Origin of the sequence: Streptomyces sp. NPDC047841, from assembly GCF_040704085.1 — a bacterium.
GTDB classification, from domain to species: domain Bacteria; phylum Actinomycetota; class Actinomycetes; order Streptomycetales; family Streptomycetaceae; genus Streptomyces; species Streptomyces argyrophylli.
Genome location: NZ_JBEYRP010000006.1, coordinates 226813 through 247640, shown reverse-complemented (window position 1 = coordinate 247640; position 20828 = coordinate 226813). Strand labels below are relative to the sequence as shown.

The 20828-nt window shown below is 71.4% G+C and carries 18 protein-coding genes; 9 read left to right on the top strand and 9 right to left on the bottom strand.

What is annotated here, in order from left to right; all coding sequences use genetic code 11:
- Positions 1-450: 450 nt before the first annotated feature.
- A complete protein-coding gene (locus tag AB0947_RS11780; RefSeq protein ID WP_366750184.1) occupies positions 451-1092 on the bottom strand; it encodes a TetR/AcrR family transcriptional regulator in 642 nt (213 codons plus the stop codon).
- 84 nt (positions 1093-1176) lie between these two features.
- Here AB0947_RS11780 and AB0947_RS11775 point away from each other — a divergent pair, with 84 nt between their 5' ends.
- The 7 genes from AB0947_RS11775 (at position 1177) to AB0947_RS11745 (ending at position 7775) form a co-directional block, all read left to right on the top strand.
- Entirely contained in the window at positions 1177-1914 is a 738-nt protein-coding gene (locus AB0947_RS11775) for an SDR family oxidoreductase (protein ID WP_366750182.1), read from the top strand.
- 618 nt (positions 1915-2532) lie between these two features.
- Complete coding sequence (locus AB0947_RS11770; protein ID WP_366750180.1) at positions 2533-3153, top strand: DUF5994 family protein; 621 nt, start codon at positions 2533-2535, stop codon at positions 3151-3153.
- On the top strand, positions 3150-4343 hold the full coding sequence (locus AB0947_RS11765) for a GAF domain-containing SpoIIE family protein phosphatase (RefSeq protein ID WP_366750178.1): 1194 nt from the start codon (positions 3150-3152) through the stop codon (positions 4341-4343). The genes AB0947_RS11770 and AB0947_RS11765 overlap by 4 nt, the downstream gene beginning before the upstream one ends.
- A 724-nt stretch (positions 4344-5067) precedes the next feature.
- The gene (locus AB0947_RS11760) at positions 5068-5271 is read left to right on the top strand and encodes a cold-shock protein (protein ID WP_004986771.1); all 204 of its coding nucleotides are present in this window, start codon (positions 5068-5070) and stop codon (positions 5269-5271) included.
- 179 nt (positions 5272-5450) lie between these two features.
- Positions 5451-6923, top strand: coding sequence for a DEAD/DEAH box helicase (locus tag AB0947_RS11755; protein WP_366750177.1), 1473 nt, complete (start codon positions 5451-5453; stop codon positions 6921-6923).
- A gap of 233 nt (positions 6924-7156) precedes the next feature.
- Positions 7157-7393 (top strand): CBS domain-containing protein, encoded by a 237-nt coding sequence (locus AB0947_RS11750; RefSeq protein WP_366750306.1) that lies wholly within the window; start codon positions 7157-7159, stop codon positions 7391-7393.
- Between the two features lie 61 nt (positions 7394-7454).
- Positions 7455-7775 (top strand): SCO5918 family protein, encoded by a 321-nt coding sequence (locus AB0947_RS11745; protein WP_366750176.1) that lies wholly within the window; start codon positions 7455-7457, stop codon positions 7773-7775.
- Positions 7776-7903: 128 nt separating this feature from the next.
- On the opposite strand, the gene AB0947_RS11740 is transcribed toward AB0947_RS11745, so the two are convergent.
- Positions 7904-8278, bottom strand: coding sequence for a hypothetical protein (locus AB0947_RS11740; protein WP_366750175.1), 375 nt, complete (start codon positions 8276-8278; stop codon positions 7904-7906).
- 630 nt (positions 8279-8908) lie between these two features.
- Between AB0947_RS11740 and AB0947_RS11735 the strand changes: the two genes are divergently transcribed.
- Complete coding sequence (locus tag AB0947_RS11735) at positions 8909-9259, top strand: MerR family transcriptional regulator (RefSeq protein WP_366750174.1); 351 nt, start codon at positions 8909-8911, stop codon at positions 9257-9259.
- Positions 9260-9454: 195 nt separating this feature from the next.
- On the opposite strand, the gene AB0947_RS11730 is transcribed toward AB0947_RS11735, so the two are convergent.
- Both AB0947_RS11730 and AB0947_RS11725 read right to left on the bottom strand, forming a co-directional pair.
- A complete protein-coding gene (locus tag AB0947_RS11730; protein WP_366750173.1) occupies positions 9455-9913 on the bottom strand; it encodes a hypothetical protein in 459 nt (152 codons plus the stop codon).
- Positions 9914-10255: 342 nt separating this feature from the next.
- Positions 10256-10696: a hypothetical protein gene (locus tag AB0947_RS11725; RefSeq protein WP_366750172.1), complete on the bottom strand. Its 441-nt coding sequence runs from the start codon at positions 10694-10696 to the stop codon at positions 10256-10258.
- Positions 10697-11302: 606 nt separating this feature from the next.
- Here AB0947_RS11725 and AB0947_RS11720 point away from each other — a divergent pair.
- Complete coding sequence (locus AB0947_RS11720; RefSeq protein ID WP_366750171.1) at positions 11303-14497, top strand: BTAD domain-containing putative transcriptional regulator; 3195 nt, start codon at positions 11303-11305, stop codon at positions 14495-14497.
- A gap of 38 nt (positions 14498-14535) precedes the next feature.
- Here the strand turns inward: AB0947_RS11720 and AB0947_RS11715 are convergent, their stop codons facing one another.
- The 5 genes from AB0947_RS11715 to kdpA all read right to left on the bottom strand — a co-directional run bounded on the left by AB0947_RS11715 (position 14536) and on the right by kdpA (position 20821).
- Complete coding sequence (locus AB0947_RS11715) at positions 14536-15330, bottom strand: ABC transporter permease (protein ID WP_366750170.1); 795 nt, start codon at positions 15328-15330, stop codon at positions 14536-14538.
- Positions 15327-16301, bottom strand: a complete 975-nt coding sequence (locus tag AB0947_RS11710) for an ATP-binding cassette domain-containing protein (RefSeq protein WP_366750169.1) — start codon at positions 16299-16301, stop codon at positions 15327-15329. The genes AB0947_RS11715 and AB0947_RS11710 overlap by 4 nt, the downstream gene beginning before the upstream one ends.
- An 88-nt stretch (positions 16302-16389) precedes the next feature.
- The gene (locus tag AB0947_RS11705) at positions 16390-17022 is read right to left on the bottom strand and encodes a potassium-transporting ATPase subunit C (protein ID WP_366750168.1); all 633 of its coding nucleotides are present in this window, start codon (positions 17020-17022) and stop codon (positions 16390-16392) included.
- Positions 17023-17027: 5 nt separating this feature from the next.
- Positions 17028-19127 (bottom strand): potassium-transporting ATPase subunit KdpB, encoded by a 2100-nt coding sequence (gene kdpB / locus AB0947_RS11700; RefSeq protein WP_366750167.1) that lies wholly within the window; start codon positions 19125-19127, stop codon positions 17028-17030.
- A 32-nt stretch (positions 19128-19159) separates the two neighbouring features.
- Positions 19160-20821, bottom strand: coding sequence for a potassium-transporting ATPase subunit KdpA (gene kdpA / locus AB0947_RS11695; RefSeq protein ID WP_366750166.1), 1662 nt, complete (start codon positions 20819-20821; stop codon positions 19160-19162).
- Between the last annotated feature and the right edge of the window lie 7 nt (positions 20822-20828).

Genomic DNA, 20828 nt, shown 5'->3' with positions numbered 1-20828 from the left:
CAGATCGACCGGCCGGCCTCCGTCGGCCCACAGGTCCGGCGTGACACTGGGAACTGCCGTTTCCTCATGGAACAGCCTCCTTCGAGGCGGCCCTTGCCGCCTCAACCAGGAACCCCTGCACCCCGGTTGCGGGGCGCACGGCAACCGTCCCTTCTGGCGCCGCAAACCGTCTACGACCTGCACTGTTGCGGACACGTTCGCAACACGACCACACGGCTCACCCGTGGCACACCGGCTGGGAGGGCGCCCGGTGAAGTCCCCCGACCACGCCCTCGCGCTCGCCCTTGCCGAGGCGAGGGGGAACAACAGCGAGACGGCGCGGCAGATCAACAACCTGGCCGGAGAGCGCGGGCACCAGGCATCGTCGCAGACCGGTCGAGGGTCAGCCGGTGGATACGTCACGGGGAAAGGCCGCGGTCGCCTGTGCCCGTACTTCTCGCCGACCTTCTGTCAGTTCTCGCGGGCCGGACTGCGCCCGGGCGCGCGGTGTTTCCGCCCCTCGGGCCTGGGCAGGGCCGCCAGCGCGGTGTCTGCGACGTTCCGCACCGTCTCCGGGTCAAGGCCGGCCTTGCCCACCGCCTCGATACCGCGGACCACCGTCAGCAGCAGTGCCGCCAACCGCTCCGGGTCCGCGGCGCTGTCGATGTCGCCGTGGCGCTGGGCGGCGCTGATCTCCGTCCGCAGCAGGCCCAGCAGTGCCGTCATGGTCTCGGCCGACCGTCCGGCGACCGTCGGATCGTGCTGGGCCAGTTCCGCCGCGCCCTTGGCCAACAGGCACCCGCGGCGCTCGGTGTCGGCGGCGGTGTTCTCCGCCATCAGGTGCACGTATTCCGACAGCCGGGCCAGGGCCTCCGCGTCCGGGCCGCCTGCCAGTCGCCCTTCGGCCACATCGACGACCGCGGTGCACCAGTCGCCGAACACACGGTGGAACAGCTTGCTCTTGTCGCCGAACGCGCCGTACAGGCTGCCCTTGCCCAGGCCGGTCGCCTGGGCGATGTCGTCCATCCGGGTTCCCGCGTAGCCGGTCGCCCAGAACTGTTCCCGGGCCCGATCCAGGACTTGGCGTTCGTCGAATGCGCGTGGTCTCGGCATGGTCTCAGCATATCCATTCTTGACTCGATCGTCCATTACTGCCTACGTTATGGACGATCCGTTCCACAACCGAAGGGGTTCGACATGCCAGGCGTGCTGCAGGAGAAGGTGGCCGTGATCACCGGAGGGACCAGCGGGATCGGGCTGGCCATCGCCCACCGCTTCGTCCGGGAAGGCGCACGGGTCTTCGTGACCGGCCGGGACACCGACCGCCTCGACGCGGCAGTCAAGGAGCTAGGCCCCGCGGCCACCGGCGTACGATCCGACGTCTCGGTCCTGGCAGACCTGGACGCGCTCTACACGCGCGTCCGCGAGGAGGCCGGCCGCATCGACGTGCTGGTGGCCAACGCGGGAATCGCCGCGGACGCCGCACTCGGCGCCCACACCGAGGCGAACGTCGACCTGACGCTCGCCGTCAACGTCAAGGGCCCCCTGTTCACCGTTCAGAAGGCGCTTCCGCTGCTGGCGGAGAACGCCTCCGTCCTGGTCGTCGGCTCCAGCAACAGCGTGCGGCCCAACGAGCAACTCGAGGTCTACAGCGCCTCGAAGGCAGCGGTGAGCAACCTCGTGCACAACTGGGCCCGGCAGTCGCGAGAGCGCCGGTTCCGGGTGAACGTGCTCAGCCCGGGACCCACGCGGACCCCTGCCCTGCTCGGCGCCGCGGGGCCGGACGTCGACCGGTTCGCCGAGGCCGTCGTGCCACTGGGACGGCTGGCCGACCCCGAGGAAATCGCCGAGGCCGCCCTCTTCCTGGCTTCGGACGCCTCGTCGTTCATCACCGGCGCCGAACTCTTCGCCGACGGCGGCTACACCCGGGCATGAACGACGGCCGGTGGCGCGCATCAGGTTCACGAGAAGCGGTGGGGCGCGCTCCCGGCCGTCGTGTGCGTCGTACGAGGCCCAGTGCGCCCGAACAACGAGATCGTGGCCGTGGCCTCCTCTGTGGATGACATCGGCCGCCGCCCCGTCTGCCGCTCCGGCGGCGCCGACCTCCGCCGGATGCTCATCCAGCACCGGGGGAAGCGAGGGGAGCGGACACTCACGGTGGCGGAGAAGAGCTGGTTGATCTGTGCGCACGGGCGGTGCAGCCGCAGGGAGACGTGCACCCGGCCGGCCCGCCGGGACGCCCCGAGGGGAGACGTCCAGGCCCTTGGCGTCGCAGGAGTTGACCGTGGTCAGGTCGGTGTCGATGACGGTGACGCCGTCGCCGCAGGATCCGCTCCCTTGGGTCCTCAGGAGAGCATCCAAAGACTCACCGTCTGCGCACGAATCGTCGGGCTGCCCGGCTCAGTCGCCCCGTGCGTGCTGATTCTGCCTGGGGAAAGGCCGTCCCCGGCGGACCGGTGATCAGGCAACGGGTGGGCGGGCGGGACGGCCGAGCAGCTTGCCGCCCGCACGACGGTTGAACGCCGCGCCGTCTGCCACGGCCGGAGTAGGCTGATGTGTACCGAGAGCTATTCGGCCGCGCGACCACGGCGGAGCCGTTCCCGGCGAGTGACAGACGCGGGCAGCCGCAGGCCGCCCGGGACGGGGCGCACGATGGACGCCGTCAGCAGCGCCGCCGATGCTACGTCACCACGTGACGCGCATGGCTTCCGAACGCCCTTGCCCCGGCTGAGCGTTACGCCGGATGGCGACCACGGTTCACTGAACGGCCCATGGTGGCCGCGCTGCGAGGCGCTGGAACTGGAACTGCCCGCGCTGGTCGGCCTTGTGAACCCGGCTGTCGGCACCTTCACCCACGTCACCGGGGGGAACACGTCCTCGCCCGATGCCCCGTGCTCGGTGCCGGCGCCCGGCAGCCGGGTGGCCGCTCCGGCCGGCTCGTCGGGTGGGATCGCCGGCAGCCCCCGGCGACCCACCGTGCCGCACTCCGCGGTGATGGCGTGCGCCTCGGCGGCGAGGGTCCGGACCACTTCGATCATGGCGTCGGGCCCATGTGACCGGCGGCGGCCGCCCCCGTCGTCGGCCTCCCCCGGTGCAGCGATGGCACGGGCCATCTCTTCGTCGTCCCGCCCCGCCACAACGGATACACGCGGGTTACTGCGGGTGAGCGGATGACACCCGAACGGCGCGCGGACCGCTCCGAGAGCTTCGGGGAAGCGTTGCTGGGAGCGGTTCTCGATCGCGCGCACGAGCTTCCTCCCCATCTCATCGGACCGCTGGTCGCCGACGTGATGGAGCGGTTGGGGGGCCGTCGTCCGCAGGTGCTGCTACAGGACTACGGTCAGTTGCTGCTCGTACCGCTGGCCGCCGAGGGCCTCACCGGCGGGGAACCGCAGGTGATCGACGACTCCGAGGCGGGCCGCTGCTTTCTCGACGCGGTCCTCGTCGAGCTGCCGGAGGAGGACGGCCTCCGGGTTCATCTCCCGCTGCTGGACGGCGGCGACCAGGTGGGGGTCATGGCAGTGACCCTGGACAGGGCCGATGACGACGCCCGCCGCCTGTTGTCGAGGATCTCCGGCCTGGTGGCCGACCTGCTGGTGACCAAGCACGGCTATTCCGACCTGTTCTTCCGTGTCCGACGCGGTGAGGCGATGAGCGTCGCCGCGGAGATCCAGTGGTCCCTGCTGCCGCCGCTGGCGATGATCATGCCTCGGGTCGCCGTGGCCGGGATCCTGGAACCGGCCTATGACGTGGCCGGAGACAGCTTCGACTACGCACTCAACGGGGAGGTCCTCCACCTGATCATGATCGACGCGATGGGGCACGGGCTGAACGCGGCCACGATGGCCACCGTGGCCATCGGCGCCTACCGCCACGCCCGCCGCCTCGGCGTCGGACTGTCGGCGATCTACGACTTCATGGACCACGCCGTGGCCGAGCAGTTCGGTCCCGAACACTTCGTCACCGCCCAGATGATGCAGTTGGACACGGAGACGGGACGGGTCCAGTGGGTCAACGCGGGGCACCCGGCGCCGATCCTCGTCCGTGACCACCGGGTCGCGGGCCGCCTGGCCGCCCCGACGACCCTCCCGGTCGGCCTCGGCGGTCCGCAGCCGCGGATCAGCGAGCTGGGGCTTCAGCACGGGGACCGCGTTCTCTGCTTCACCGACGGACTGATCGAGGAGCACCAGACCGGCGGGGAGGAGTTCGGGGAGGACCAGCTGATCGACTGCGTGAACCGTCTGGAGAAAACCGGCCGCGGCATCCGGGCGGTGACGCGCTCCCTGTCCCACACGCTCAAGCGGGCGCGGGGCGGACACACCACGGATGACGCGACACTGCTCATGGTCGAGTGGCGCGGCTGACCTCACCGGGCTCGGTCGATGTGCGGCGCATCAGTCATACGGCTCCCGGGTCATACGGCTCCCGCCCACCGGGAAGGAGTCGATGCGCACCACCCGTCCGGCGACGACGACCCGCGTGGCGAGCCCAGCCCAGGCCGCGGTGTCCGGCCCCGACGCGGGTCACGGGACCCGGATGTGCGATGAGGGCGCCAGCCGGAGGAGCGCACATCCCGGCCGACCGCCTCGTGAACGCCGCTCGGCAGATGCCGGGAATCAGGGGGTGCATCAGAGCCGGTCACGAGGACCCCCCGCCTTCGGGAGCCGGTGCGAACGCGCGACTCGCCCCGGCCCTCCCACGTGCTCCCGGGGGATGTGACCTTTATTGCGGCATGGGAGTTCCGGGCGCGTTCGCCGTCGTGCCGTCCGCTGGCGACGGTGGCCGCGGCACATGGCCCGTCGAGCGAGGTCACAGGGTTGCGGACGGAAGTGCACGACAGGAAGGCCGTGCCCGTGGAGAGCAATATCTGTGCTCGTGAAATGAGAAATTGGCGCGAGGTACGGCGAGTATTCCTCGACCGCCAGGCGGAGCGCAATTATCGACCGTGCAAGGCCGATCGCAGCGTGCTACTGTCGTCATCAGTTGCAGGTGTGGTTGCCAGAAGGTTTTTTCCGACGGCTGATCATCACGGCGACACGGAACGCGCACAAGGCGTATTCCTGACACCGTCTCCGAAGGAGAAAAAACATGGCTACTGGCACTGTGAAGTGGTTCAACGCGGAAAAGGGCTTCGGCTTCATCGAGCAGGACGGCGGCGGCGCCGACGTCTTCGCCCACTACTCGAACATCGCCGCCCAGGGCTTCCGCGAGCTGCTGGAAGGCCAGAAGGTGTCGTTCGACATCGCGCAGGGCCAGAAGGGCCCGACGGCCGAGAACATCGTTCCCGCCTGACGCACCGGCACTGACGCATACTTCGCAGCTGGGGCCCGCACCTTGGGGTGCGGGCCCCAGCTCGCGTCATTCTCAGGGTGTTTCGACCCTGTCATTTTCGGCCCGTTCTCGCGATTCTCTGCGCCGCTCATTCTGCTGCGGAAATTCCTTGATCGTGCCCGCATCGAGGAAGGTTCCGCATGAACCGCACGCGTACCACTCGCGCACGCACCGATCGCACATACGACCGCTTCGGAGGAAGCACCGCCGCGGGCCGCTCCGGCGGTTACGGAAACCGACAGCCGGCGCGCGGCGAGTTCGCTCTGCCGAAGACGGTCACGCCCGCGTTGCCCGCGGTCGAGTCGTTCGCCGATCTCGCCATGCCGGCGCCGTTGCTGGCCACGCTCGGCCACGCAGGCGTGACCGTGCCGTTCCCCATCCAGGCGGCGACCCTGCCGAACGCCCTGGCCGGCCGTGACGTACTCGGTCGCGGCCGCACCGGGTCGGGCAAGACCCTCGCCTTCGGCCTGGCGGTCCTCGCCCGTACGGCGGGCCAGCGCGCCGAGCCGCGCCGGCCACTGGCCCTGATCCTCGTCCCCACCCGCGAGCTGGCCCAGCAGGTCACGGACGCGCTCGCTCCCTACGCCCGCTCCGTGAGCCTGCGGCTCGCCACCGTCGTCGGCGGGATGTCCCTCGGCAGGCAGGCCCAGGCGCTGCGCGCCGGCGCGGAGGTGGTCGTGGCGACGCCCGGCCGGCTCAAGGACCTCATCGACCGGGGCGACTGCCGGCTCGACGCCGTCGGCACCACCGTCCTCGACGAGGCCGACCAGATGACCGACATGGGCTTCATGCCCCAGGTCACCGCCCTGCTCGACCAGGTGCGTCCCGAGGGTCAGCGACTGCTGTTCTCGGCCACCCTGGACCGCAACGTCGACCTGCTGGTCCGCCGCTACCTGGCCGACCCGGTGGTGCACTCCGTCGACCCGTCGGCCGGTGCCGTCAGCACGATGGAGCACCACGTGCTCCACGTGCACGACGCTGACAAGCACCGCACGACCACCGAGATCGCGGCCCGCGACGGCCGGGTCATCATGTTCCTGGACACCAAGCACGCCGTGGACCGGCTGACGAAGCACCTGCTGAACAGCGGTGTCCGCGCCGCGGCCCTGCACGGGGGCCGGTCCCAGCCGCAGCGCACCCGGACCCTGGCGCAGTTCAAGGACGGTCACGTCACCGTCCTGGTGGCCACCAACGTCGCGGCCCGCGGCATCCACGTCGACAGCCTCGACCTGGTCGTCAACGTGGATCCGCCCAGCGACCACAAGGACTATCTGCACCGTGGCGGCCGTACGGCCCGCGCCGGGGAGTCCGGCAGCGTCGTCACGCTCGTGACGCCCGGACAGCGCCGCGGCATGACCCGGCTGATGGCTTCGGCCGGCATCACCCCGCACATCACCTCCGTCCGCTCGGGCGAGGCGGAGCTGAGCCGCATCACGGGTGCCCAGACGCCCTCCGGTGTGCCGGTGGTCATCAGCGCGCCCGTCGCCGAACGCCCCCGCCGCGGGTCTTCGCCGTCCCGCAGCCGCCGGGGCCGCACCGGGCAGGGCCGACCCGTCGGCGAGGGGGCGCGCCGGCGGGCACAGCGGCTGCCCGGGCAGGACTCGGCGGCTTAGGCCGGCGCAGTCCCCGGCGCCCCCGGCCTCCCGAAAGCCACCGTGGCCTCCCTGGGCCGCAGGGGCCGCAGGGGCCGCAGGGGCCGCAGGGGCCGCAGGACAGCCAAGCCGACCATCCCCGACCGAAGGAGACACCCGTGACGCCAGCGCGGACGCAGCACCGTACGCCGGACCCCGCTTCCGTGACCGCGGTCGAGGACACCGAAGGGCACGGCCCTCGGGTATGTGACGACATGACCGTCGAGGTGGCTCTGGCCGTCATGGCGGGTGCCCGGGTCGAGCACCTGACCGTGTGCGACGGGGACGACGAGAGCACGGGCCTGGTCACCCGGGGCGGACTCGCCGTTGTCCGGAACAGTTCCGCGTACACGGACCGGATCCGTCTGCGGGACGTTCTCGACGTACCACTGCCCTCGCCCGGCGTCGGCGAGTACGGCCGGGTATCGGGCGTACCCGCCCTCTCGCGCTGATCCGTCACGCCCCGGGCGGCCCGTTCTCCTTCTCCCCGCGACTTCTCTCCTGTGAGGCATCATGCGCTGTGTCATCGCCCGGTACCCGTTCGACCTGACCAGGACCGGGGTACTGGCCTCCATGAAGGACGTCAGGCCCGAGATCGTCACGGGTGCGTCCGTGACCATCGGCCGCCGCCGCTACCCGGTCAAGCAGGTGGGCCAGGTCATCACACGACAGGACCCCCGTGACTTCACCGCCGGTGAAGTCGTGCGGGCCATGACGCGTCTCGGCTTCACCTGCCACGACCGCCCCGAGGGCGCGCCCGTGGCCGTGGGTGGACCCACCGGTGTCCGAACCGCGTCCGCACTGCTCGGCGGCACCGGCCCCGTGGCCGTGTGAGGACGGGCGGGAGACCGCCCTCAGGATCCCGGTGGGGGCCCTGCCGACACATGTCGGCAGGGCCCCCACCGCTGTGTCGCCGCCCCGCTCGGAAACCGCCGGCCGGGCCACGGGGCGGAGTCAGCGTCTCACCGGTCGAAGTGGATGAGATCACCTACGGTCCATGCGCTGACGTCCTCGATCGCCACTCGGTACATGCCGCCCGTCTCCGGGATCCCGAGGCTGCCCTGCACTATCCGGGCGAGATGGAAGTGCAGATGCGTGGGCGCCTCGCCGCGGCCGGGAGGGTTCTCTCGCGGAGCGCGGGCGAAGACGTCCGAGAACGGGCCGAGGCGGTCCGAGTCCTTCAGGACCTCCGCCACCCGCTCCCTCCACACGGCCTCGGGTGCCAGCCGGCCGGTGATGACGGCTCCGCCGACGATCACGGTCAGCGACATCTGATTGCTTCGCTCGGACTCCACCGCGGCGGAAATGGCGACGAGCAGCTCATCAGGGTTCGACATGACAGCAGAGTTTATGCGGTCCACCGTGCCCGTACCGCCCGCGGGACTGAGGAGCTTGCGCTCGGCAGGGGGCGGTTTCGCCAACCCGTGAGGACCGAGGGCAGCAAGGTTCCTTCTCCTCCGGGGGAGTGAAATCTCCTCTTGTCGGAGTAGATTTTCGGTGCCGGTATGGGTACGCTTCTTCTCGTTGACAAGGTCGAACGAGACCCGCCAGACACGAACCGGCGGGTGACTGAATACGAAACACGCAGGTCAGTGCGGCTCTCGTGGCTCGAAGCCGGAGTGTTCCCAGAACGGGTGACGGGGCTGGGAGCCGCACTGGGCGGCTCGCACGTCCAGGAGCTGCCAACAGCAGTACAGGTTCACTCAGCGGTGGGAGCGAGAGGAACGGAGGAGCAGACACCACCAGGATCGCCCGGCCCGAGAGACTCGGCCGGGTACCGCAAGGCCCCGGATTGGATGGTGGTCCTCGGTCACGCAGCTGCGATCCCCCGCTCCGCCCTGCCGGGCCGGGTAGCGGACATAGAAGGTCGGCACAGCAATAGGGCCGACAGATGGTGTTCAATTTCCTTCGGGGCCCTGGTGCCGTACGGCACCAGGGCCCCTCGACGCGTTACAGAGCGAGGTGACATGACATCGGACAACCCTCTGAATGATCGACTGGACGACGACGACTACCCGGCGTACACGATGGGCCGGGCGGCCGAGATGCTCGGCACCACCCCGGCCTTCCTCCGGGCCATCGGTGAGGCTCGTCTGATCACTCCGCTCCGCTCGGAGGGAGGACATCGCCGGTACTCCCGCTACCAACTGCGGATCGCCGCGCGCGCCCGCGAGCTCGTCGACAAGGGGACCCCGATCGAGGCCGCGTGCCGCATCGTCATCCTCGAGGACCAGCTCGAGGAAGCGCAGCGCATCAACGCCGAGTACCGCCGCGCGGCCGGCCAATCGGCGGGCGGTTCCGGCGCCGGCTCCGCCTGAACACGCGGGCGCGTGCCGTATCCGGAACGCCGTCTCGCGGCCGAAGGAGAGCACGGCCCGGAAAGTCGCCGGTCCGCTGCTGCCGAATCGACGCCGCCCTCACCCCGGGAGGCGGTTCCTGCCGGAAGGGTTGTGCACTCGCCAAGGGTTCCCGGGACCGGTCTTGGGCTGGCGGCGACGATCCCGGTCACCCCCTCAGCTCGCGTCCCCCCACACGGCGTGCAGGTCCTCGCAGCGCACGGTGATCGACGCGTCGGTGAGCGCGATCTCGTGCACGCAGCCGCCGTCCTCGTCGGGGAGGATCTCGTCGAGGAGCACGGTGTCGACCAGCATCCAGTCGATGGCATGCGCATAATCGATGGAGAAGTGCGTCACCCCCGAGTAGCTGACGCGCAGGCCGCAGTCGTGCTTGAACCTGTTGGGCGCGAAGTCCAGTTCCAGCCGCCCGCTCTTGTCGGTCGCCGGACGGACGGCGGCCAATTCCAAGTCCTTGACGCACCGGTCGGCGCGGGAAATGTCGTAATGCCCCGGGTCGGAGGCGAACGCCCAGGCGCCCGGCGGGAGTACGCCGCGCAGGCGAGGAAGCTCGGCCACGTAGGCGGACGGGTCCAGGAAGAATCCCGAGCCGTCCCAGTGGGTCTCGACGAATCTCAAGCCGCGTTCCTCCCCCGCCTCACCGTGCCGTCACACCGGGGGGCACGTCCAGACCGACGCTGCCTGTCGGCGGTCTACCTTGCGGGGCACCTTGCCGTCGCCCATCGATGAACCCCCCTTCGCCATCGCGGTATCCGACCATAGGGCACACGGGTGCGAACCGTTTCCCGAGGGCGGTACGTACGACGGGCAGATGGCCGGCTGAACCCCGCCAGGCGCTCCGCAGTCACGCGTTGCGGAGCGCTTCCGGGGTCGCCCGGCGCGAGGAGCGGGAAGCCGAGGAGAAGGAAGCCGGGGAGGAGAAGCGCAGGGTCCGCGGGACCAGGCGAGCGCTTCGCTGGGTCAGCCGGCGCAGTTCGGGATGGGGATGTCGCTGCCGGCGCAGTTGGTGGGCTGGTTGCCCCTGACCCGGGAGGAGGTCAGGACGACGCTGCCGCCGGCGTTGAGGACGCCGCCTCCGGAGGCGCCGGCCGTGTTGTCGATGACGCGGCTGTTGGAGATGGTCATGTTTCCGTCGTTGGCGACGCCGCCGCCGTTCACGTTGGCGCTGTTGCCCATGATGGAGGTTCCCACGATGTGGGTGGTGGTCCCGAATCCGGCGCCGATGCCGCCGGAGAAGTTGCCGTGGTTGTTGCGGATGGCGCTGTTCGTCACGGTCAGCTGACCGCGGTTCGCGATGCCGCCGCCGAAGTCCGGCGCGTCACCGTTGGTGATCGTGGCGTCCATGAGCATCAGGTTGCCGCTGGGACCCACGGACAGAATGCTGAAGCGGGCCGTGGACACACGGGTGATGGTGTGTGCCGGGCGTCCATGATGATCGGGGTGTCGATCTCCGGCAACGGTGCGGACAGCCCGTAGGTGCAGCCCGGCGCCAGCACCAGGGTTCCGCCCCCTGCGGTGTTGGCGTCGGCGACAGCGGTGGACAGGGCGTTCGGACTGCACGGGACGATCGTCTGCGCCGATGCGGGAGTGGCGGTGGCGACGACCGTAGCGAGGGCTCCGACACACATCGCCTGCGCGACGAGTGCCGAGGACTTACGGGTGAACATGAATGAGTGACTCCCTGGGAAGTCCCGGGTCCGCAGGTTACCCCCGGCACCGAAGGCGCGGCGCCGTGTCTCGCGGGACGGTGTTGGGTTGCCCTCGTCGACGCATGGCAGTTCCGGGTCGATACGGGATGCCGCCCGGACGGTGCAGCCGTTTCCGTCCGACGGCCGACAGCGGGCATCCGGGACTCAGCCGGACCGCCCAGCCCGGCGCCCCGGCCCCCGTGACCCGCGCCCACGGGCGAACTACCCGGGTGCCGACGTGTACGGGTGCCTGCGGCCGTCGCGGCAGGTCCCGGCTCTGGCCTCTCCCGCGACAGCGGTGGGTGGCTAGTCTGCACGCGTGACCACCGAGTTGGCTCTGCTGTCCGAAGTCGCCTGTCGTGGGCGGGAGATCACGGCTCCCCGGCTGCGTGGGCTGGTGGCGTTGCTCGCCGGGGATCTGCGGGCCGGGTGCAGTACCGGGCGGCTGGTGGAGGGGCTGTGGCCGGACGGGCTGCCGGAGCGGCCCGGCAAGGCCGTGCAGGTGCTGGTGTCGCGGCTCAGGGCGCAGGTGGGCGGGGAGCTGGTCGTCAGCACGCCGGCGGGGTACCGGCTCGCGCTGGACGAGGCGCAGGTCGACAGTTCCGCGCTGCTGCTGTACGAGGCGGCGAGCGCCGCGCGGGCGCGGGCCGGGGATCACGCGGGTGCCCTGGCGCAGGCCGAGGCGGGCTTGGCCCTGTGGGACGGGAGCGTGGGGGCCGGGGCGGGCGAGGACCTGCACGATCCGGTGGTGGCGCTCCGTACCGACCGGCTCCGGGCGCACCGCTCGCTCGTGCGTTCCCGTGCGCTCGCGCTCGCCCGGCTGGGGCGGCGGGAGGAGGCCGCGGCGCCGCTGGCCGAGCTGGCCCGGGAGCTGCCGCGGGACGAGGAGGTGCTGGCGGAGCTGCTGCGGTGCGAGGCGGACACCGTGGGCCGGGCCGCCGCGCTGACCCGGTACGACGCCTACCGGCGGGGGTTGCGCGAGGAGCTGGGTACCGATCCGGGTCCCGGGCTCAGGGCCCTCTGCCAGGAGCTGTTGAACGCGGACGCGCCCCGGGTCCGGCAGGGAGTGCCGCACGAGCCGAATCCGCTGCTGGGGCGGGGCGCCGACATCTCCACCGTGGCGGAGATGCTGCGCGTGGCCCGGGTGGTCACCGTCGTGGGCCCCGGCGGGCTGGGCAAGACCCGGCTGTCCCATGCGGTGAGCCGGGCTGCCGAGCAGCCCGTGGTGCACTTCGTCCCCCTGGCCGGTGTCACCGCCGACGACGACGTGGCCGCCGAGGTGGCCGCGGCGGTGGGCGCGGGCGAGGGCCGGCAGTTCACCGGGGGCGGCGACACGGTGAGCGGCATCGTCGGCGCGCTGGGCACGGGGCCCACGCTGCTGGTGCTGGACAACTGCGAGCAGGTGATCGCCGGCGTGGCCGACCTCGTCCGGGCGCTGGTGTCGCGGTCGCGTGAGCTGCGGGTCCTCGCGACCAGCCGGGCCCCGCTGGGGCTGACCTCGGAGTCCGTGTACGCCCTGCCGGAGCTGTCCCTCGCCACCTCGGTCGAGCTGTTCGAGCAGCGGGCGCGGGCGGCCCGGCCCGGCGTGGACCTGCCCGCCGGCCTGGTCGCCGAGATCTGCCGCCACCTGGACGGGCTGCCGCTCGCCGTGGAGCTGGCCGCGGCCCGGGTGCGGGTGCTCTCCGTGGCCGACATCGCGCGCCGTCTGCGGGACCGTTTCGCGCTGCTGCGCGGCGGCGCCCGTGACGCGCCCGAGCGGCACCGCACGCTGCAGGCCGTGGTCGAGTGGAGCTGGAACCTGCTGGAGCCCGACGGCCGGGCGGCGCTGCGCGCGCTGTCGGTGTTCCCGGGCGGCTTCGCCGAGGACGCGGCGGAGTACCTGCTCGGCGGGACGGGGGACACGCTGTTCCTGCTGGAGCAACTGGCCGGGCAGTCCCTGATCAGGGTGGACGACAGCCCGTCCGGGATACGTTTCCGCATGCTGGAGACCCTGCGCGAGTTCGGTGCCGCCCGGCGGGCCGAGGCCGGCGAGGAGGAGGCGGTGACCGACCGGTTCCTGCGCTGGGCCCGGGACTTCGGCCGCGAGCACCACGGCGTGCTGTTCAGCAGCGACCCGGCGTCCTCCTGGATCCGCATACGGGCCGAGCAGGACAACCTCGTCCTCGCGCTGCGGCACGCGCTGGCCCGGTCCGACGGGCCCGCCACCGCCGCCCTCACCGCCGTACTGGCCTCCCTGTGGGCCACCGACTCCCACTTCACCCGGCTCTCCGCGCTCATCTCCGACACCGGCGGGCCGCTGTCCCGCTTCCGTCCCGGCCCCGAGGACGTCGAGCCGGCCCGCACCGCGGCGGCCGTCTGCACGGCCAGCCTCTTCATGGCCCACGGCCCGCACGCCGTACGGCAGTTGGTGACGCTGCGTCGGCTGCCGCCCGCGCGGCCGGACACACTGCCGGGGGCGCTGGCCGTCGTGCTATGCGCCGTTCCGGACATCCACCCGCCGCAGTACGCGCTGCTGCGGGAGCTGTGCGACGCGGAGGAACCCCTGCTGGCGGGTGTGGCGGCGTGCTTCGCCAGTTACGTGTGGGACGCGGCGCACGACACGGAGCGCGCGCTGGAGTACGCCCGCCGGATGCTCGACGCGCTGGAGCCGTTCGCCAACCCCACCATGCAACTGCTCTGTCACGGGCGGATCAGCGAGCTGTGCCTCCAGTCCGAGCGGGGCGCGGAGGCGTACGGCCATCTGCGCGCCGCGCTCGGTGCGCTCGACCGGTTCGGCGAGTGGTCGGACTCGGTGGGTGTGCGCTGGGGGCTGGTGCTGGCCTGCCTGCAGCGCGGGGAGGTGGACGAGGCGGAGTACTGGCTGGGGCTGGCGGCCCTGGAGCAGCCGCCCGAGTCGCCGCAGACCTACACCCCCGACCTGCTGGCCCGGGCGGAGATCGCGCTGGCGCGGGGGCTGACGGAGGTCGGGCTCGGTCTGTGGCGCCGGGCGGTGGAGCGGGTACGGGAGGACAGCGTGCTGTATGCCGGTGATCCGTTCGTGCATCCGTGGTCGCTCCAGGTGCAGTCGGTCGCGCTGGCGGCGCACGCGCAGCACGGCCGGCTGGAGCCGGTGGCCGGGCTGGCCGGGCAACTGCGGGAGCGGCTTCTGGGGATGCTGTCCGGCGCGTCCGGCGCGTCCGGCGCATCCGGCTCCCCCGGCACCTCCAGCCCCTCGGGCTCGCCAAGCCCCTCGACCCCCACCGACTCTCCCGTCGAACTGCCGGTCTACGGCACGGCGTTGCTCGCACTCGGGCTCGCCGGGCTGGCCAGGGGCGAGACGGCGGCCGTGCGGCTGGTGGCGCTGGCGGAACGGATGCCGGTGGTGCGGGACTTCCCGACCCTGTCCTCGGCCCGGTCCCGGCGGGCCGCGGAGGACGCCGACAGGGCGGCGTACGCCGACGCGAGGTCGAGGTACGCCGCCCTGGGGCGGGAGGAGCTGCGGGCGGCGGCACTGCGGGAGCTGAGCGCCGGGTGAGCCCCGGGGGGCCGAGCGCCGGCTGAGCCCCGCCGGCCTCAACGCCGCGGCTCCCGGTGGAACTGCGCCTTGGACCACCAGTAGCCCAGCACGGTCAGCCCCACGCACCAGGCGACGGCGAGCACGGCGTTCCTCGTGCCGATCCCGCTGCCGAGCAGCAGTCCGCGCAGGGTCTCGATGGCGGGCGAGAACGGCTGGTACTCGGCGAACCAGCGGAACCAGCCCGGCATGGCGTCCACCGGCACGAACGCGCTGGACAGGAACGGCAGCATCACCAGGGGCGTCCCGGTGTTGCTGGCCCCCTCCGGGTTGGGGCTCGCCAGGCCGATGCCGACCGCGAGCCAGGTCAGTGCCAGGCTGACCAGCGTCATCAGCCCGGCGGCGGCGAGCCACTCCAGCGGCGTCGCGTCGGGCCGGAAGCCGATGGCCAGGCCGATGCCCAGCAGCAGCACCAAGGCCATCAGCGTCTGGATGACACTGCCGAGCACGTGGCCGATCAGCACGGAGGCACGGGAGATCGCCATGGTGCGGAACCGGGCCATGATGCCCTCGGTCATGTCGGTGGCCACCGACACGGCCGTGCCGAGCGAGGTCATGCTCACGGTCAGCAGGAGGATGCCGGGGACCAGGTAGGCGACGTAGTCGGCGCGGTCCGCGTGTCCGCCGTTGATGCCGGCGCTCATCACGTCGCCGAAGACGTAGACGAAGAGCAGCAGCAGGATGACCGGGGTGAGCAGGAGGTTCAGGGTGAGGGAGGGGTAGCGGCGGGCGTGCAGGAGGTTGCGCCGCAGCATGGTGAGGTTGTCGCGGAGGGGCTGGCCGGCGGCGCTCATCGGGCGCTCTCCTTTTCGGTGGACCGGGCGGGCACGGGGGTCGCGGTGAGGGCGAAGAACACGTCGTCCAGGTCCGGGGTGTGGACGGACAGCTCGCCGGCCTCGATGCCGGCGGCGTCGAGCCAGTCGAGGATGGCCCGCAGTTCGCGCTGGCTTCCGTCGCTGGGGATCTGCAGGGTGAGCGCCTCGTCGTTCCGGGTGGCCTCGCGCAGCGCGGTGGCCGCCTGCTCGTACGCCTCCGGGTCGGAGAAGCGCAGCCGCACGTGCCCGCCGGGGACGAGCCGCTTGAGCTGCTCGGCGCTGCCGTCGGCGACGATCCTTCCGCCGTCGAGCACGGCGATGCGGTCGGCGAGCTGGTCGGCCTCCTCCAGGTACTGGGTGGTGAGGAAGACGGTCGTGCCGCCGGAGACCAGTTCGCGGATGATCTGCCACATGGTGTGGCGGGAGCGCGGGTCGAGGCCGGTGGTCGGCTCGTCCAGGAAGATGATCCGGGGGCTGCCGACCAGGGTCATGGCGATGTCGAGGCGGCGCTTCATGCCGCCGGAGTAGGTGGAGGCGGGTTTCCTCGCGGCCTCGGTGAGGTCGAACCGTTCCAGCAGCCCGGCGGTGACGCGCCGTCCCTCCTGCCGGGAGAGGTGGTGCAGGTCCGCCATCAGGAGCATGTTCTCCTCGCCGGTGATCAGCCCGTCCACGGCGGAGAACTGGCCGGTGACCCCGATGGCGGCCCGCACCGCCTGCGCCTCGGCGGTGAGATCGTGCCCGGCGATCCGCGCCTGTCCGCAGTCGGCGGAGATCAGCGTGGACAGGATGCTGACCGCCGTGGTCTTGCCGGCACCGTTGGGCCCGAGGAGGGAGAAGACGGTGCCGGCGGGCACGTGGAGGTCGATGCCGTCGAGGACGGTCTTGTCCCCGTAGGACTTGCGCAGCCCGGTGGCCGCGATCGCGAGGTCGTCCGCGTTCGTCGTCGTCATGCGGCAGAGCGTGCGGCCCGGGTGGTTCAGCGTGGTTTCAGCGCGGTTTCAGCCGCCCGGGGACGGCGCCGGGGCGCCGCCGGCTGCCTCACTCCTTCGCGGTCAACTCCTTGAGCGCGGTGTTGAGTTCCAGGACGTTCACCCGGGGTTCCCCGATGAAGCCGAGGGTGCGTCCGGTGGTGTGGGCCCTGACCAGCCGCTCGACCTGGGGGACGGGCAGGTGGTTGCGGGCGGCCACCCGGCGGACCTGGAGTTCGGCGTAGGCCGGGGAGATGTCCGGGTCCAGGCCGGAGCCGGAGGAGGTGACGGCGTCGGCGGGGACCTGGGAGGGCGTGACCGGGTGGCCGGGGACCGAGTTGTCCCGCACCACGGCGGCCTTGGCGTCCTCGACCTGTTTGAGGAGCACCTTGCTGTCCGCGGCGAGGTTGGTCGCGCCGGACAGGATCAGCTTGTACTGCGTGTTGACGGAGTTCTGTCCGAGGCCGTCGGCGGGGCGGGGCTGGAAGTACCTGAGGCCGTAGCCCTGCTGGCCGATCAGGGACGAGCCGACGACCCTGCCGTCCGCCCTGGTCTCGGAGCCGTTCGCCTGGTGCGCGAACAGCGCCTGGGCGACACCGGTGACCGCCAGCGGGTAGAGGACGCCGGTGAGCACGGTCAGCGCCAGCAGGGCCCGCAGCCCCGCGCCGAACAGCCGCGCGGTGTGCGCGAAGGGGTGGTTCATGTCCGTCACCGGATCCCGGGGATGAGTGAGACGATCAGGTCGATGATCTTGATGCCGATGAAGGGCGCGATCAGTCCGCCGACGCCGTAGAGGGCGAGGTTGCGGCGGAGCATCCGGTCCGCGCTCATCGGCCGGTACCGCACGCCCCTCAGCGACAGCGGCACCAGCGCGATGATGATCAGCGCGTTGAAGACGACGGCCGACAGGATCGCGGAGTCGGGCGAGGACAGCCGCATGATGTTCAGCTTGTCCAGGCCCGGGTAGACCGCCGCGAAGAGGGCCGGGATGATCGCGAAGTACTTCGCGACGTCGTTGGCGATGGAGAACGTGGTCAGCGCGCCCCGCGTGATCAGCAGCTGCTTGCCGATCTCCACGATCTCGATGAGCTTGGTCGGGTCGGAGTCGAGGTCGACCATGTTGCCGGCCTCCTTGGCGGCCGACGTACCGGTGTTCATCGCCACGCCGACGTCCGCCTGGGCGAGGGCCGGCGCGTCGTTCGTGCCGTCGCCGGTCATCGCGACCAGCTTGCCGCCGGCCTGCTCCCGCTTGATGAGGGCCATCTTGTCCTCGGGGGTGGCCTCGGCGAGGAAGTCGTCCACGCCCGCCTCCCCGGCGATGGCCTTCGCGGTGAGCGGGTTGTCGCCGGTGATCATGACTGTCTTGATGCCCATGCGGCGCAGCTCGTCGAACCGCTCGCGCATGCCCTCCTTGACGACGTCCTTGAGGTGGATGACGCCGAGGACCCGTGCCCCGCCGGCGTCGTCGACGGCGACGAGCAGCGGCGTGCCGCCGGCCTCGGAGATCCGGTCGGTCAGTTCCCGGGCGTCGTCGGCGACGTGGCCGCCCTGTTCCTCCACCCAGGCGATGACGGAACCGGCGGCGCCCTTGCGGACGCGGCGCCCGCCGACGTCCACGCCGGACATGCGGGTCTGGGCGGTGAAGGCGATCCACTCGGCGCCGGCCAGTTCGCCCTGGTGGCGCTCGCGCAGCCCGTACCTCTCCTTCGCCAGCACGACGATCGAGCGGCCCTCGGGCGTCTCGTCCGCCAGCGAGGAGAGCTGGGCCGCGTCGGCCACCTGGGCCTCGGTGGTGCCGCGCACCGGCACGAACTCCGACGCCCGGCGGTTGCCGAGGGTGATGGTGCCGGTCTTGTCCAGCAGCAGGGTGGAGACGTCGCCGGCGGCCTCGACCGCACGGCCCGACATGGCGAGGACGTTGCGCTGCACCAGCCGGTCCATGCCGGCGATGCCGATCGCGGAGAGCAGGGCGCCGATGGTGGTCGGGATCAGGCAGACCAGCAGGGCGACCAGGACGACCATGGTCAGGTGCGTGCCCGCGTAGGTGGCGAACGGCGGCAGGGTGGCGCACGCGAGCAGGAAGACGATGGTCAGCGAGGCCAGCAGGATGTTCAGCGCGATCTCGTTCGGCGTCTTGCGCCGGGCCGCGCCCTCGACCAGGCCGATCATCCGGTCGATGAAGGTCTCGCCCGGCTTCGTCGTGATCCTGATGACGATCCGGTCGGACAGCACCTTCGTACCGCCCGTGACGGCGCTGCGGTCGCCGCCGGACTCACGGATGACGGGCGCGGACTCGCCGGTGATCGCCGACTCGTCCACCGAGGCCACGCCCTCGACGACATCGCCGTCGCCGGGGATCACGTCGCCGGCCTCGCAGACCACCAGGTCGCCGATCCGCAGTGCGGTGCCGGGCACCCGCTCCTCACGGTCCCCGGCGATCCGCCGCGCGACCGTGTCCGTCCTGGCCTTGCGCAGGGTGTCGGCCTGCGCCTTGCCCCGGCCCTCGGCGACCGCCTCCGCCAGGTTGGCGAAGAGCACGGTCAGCCACAGCCAGGCGCTGATGGTCCAGCCGAACCAGTCGCCGGGGTCCTGGAAGGAGAAGGCGGTGGTCAGCACCGAGCCGACCCACACCACGAACATCACGGGCGACTTGACCATCACCCGCGGGTCCAGTTTGCGGAACGCCTCCGGCAGGGACCTGAGCAGCTGCCGGGGGTCGAACAGACCCGCTCCGACACGGCCCTCCGTGGGCCTGTGCGCGGTGGGCACGTCGCTGTGCGGCGCCCGGGTGGGTGTGACTGTGGACATGGAGTCCTCTGGCTTCCGAGTGCGGGTGGTCATCACGCGAGCCCTTCCGCGAGCGGCCCCAGCGCCAGGGCCGGGAAGTACGTGAGACCGGTGATGATCAGGATCGCGCCCACCAGCAGGCCGCTGAACAGCGGTTTCCCGGTGCGCAGGGTGCCCGCGGTGACCGGGATCGGCCGCTGCCCGGCGAGCGAGCCGGCCAGCGCCAGGACGAAGACCATGGGCAGGAACCGGCCGAACAGCATGGCGAGCCCGGTCATGGTGTTGAACCAGTCGGTGTTCGCGTTGAGCCCGGCGAAGGCCGAGCCGTTGTTGTTGGCGGCGGAGGTGAAGGCGTACAGCACCTCGGAGAAGCCGTGCGCGCCGGAGTTGAGGACCGAGTGCGGCGGGGTCGGCAGCGCCATGGAGGCGGCCGTGAAGACGAGCACCAGCGCCGGTGTGATCAGGATGTAGGCGGCGGCCAGCTTCATCTCCCGGCCGCCGATCTTCTTGCCCAGGTACTCGGGCGTACGGCCGACCATCAGGCCGGCGAGGAACACCGCGATGACCGCCATGACCAGGATGCCGTAGAGGCCGGAGCCGGTGCCGCCGGGCGCGATCTCGCCCAGCATCATGCTCAGCATCGTGATGCCGCCGCCGAGGCCGGTGAAGGAGGAGTGGAAGGAGTCCACCGCGCCGGTGGAGGTGAGCGTCGTGGCCACCGCGAAGATCGAGGAGCCGCCGACCCCGAAGCGGACCTCCTTGCCCTCCAGCGCCCCGCCCGCGGCCTGGAGCGCCGGGCCGTGGTGGGCGAACTCGGTCCACATCATCAGGGCGGTGAAACCGAGCCAGATGACGCCCATGGTGGCGAGGATCGCGTAGCCCTGCCGCACCGAACCGACCATGACGCCGAAGGTCCGGGTCAGGGAGAACGGGATGACGAGGATGAGGAAGATCTCGAAGAGGTTGGTGAACGGGGTGGGGTTCTCGAAGGGGTGGGCGCTGTTGGCGTTGAAGTAGCCGCCGCCGTTGGTGCCCAGTTCCTTGATGGCCTCCTGCGAGGCGACCGCGCCGCCGTTCCACTGCTGGGAGCCGCCCATGAACTGCTCCACCGCGTGGATGCCGGAGAAGTTCTGGAGCACTCCGCAGGCGACCAGCACGACGGCGGCGACCGCCGCGAGCGGCACCAGGACGCGCACGGTGCCGCGCACCAGGTCGGACCAGAAGTTGCCCAGCTCACCGGTGCGGGACCGCGCGAAGCCGCGCACCAGCGCCACGGCGACGGCGATACCCACGGCCGCGGAGACGAAGTTCTGCACGGCCAAACCGGCGGTCTGCACGACGTGCCCCATCGTCTGCTCGCCGTAGTACGACTGCCAGTTGGTGTTGGTCACGAACGACACGGCCGTGTTGAACGACTGCGCCGGGTTGACCGAGGAGAAGCCGAGCGAGCCGGGCAGGACGCCCTGGAGCCGCTGGAGCAGGTAGAGGAAGAGGACGCCGGCGGCCGAGAAGGCGAGGACCGCGCGCAGGTACGCGGGCCAGGTCATCTCGGTGCCGGGGTCGGCACCGATGCCCTTGTAGATCCACTTCTCCACGCGCAGGTGCCGCGGCGAGGAGTAGACCCGGGCCATGTAGGTGCCGAGGGGGACGTAGGCGAGCGCGAGCGCGCCTGTCAGGGCGAGCAGCTGGAGCACGCCGGCCGGTACGGGACCCATGGGGCGC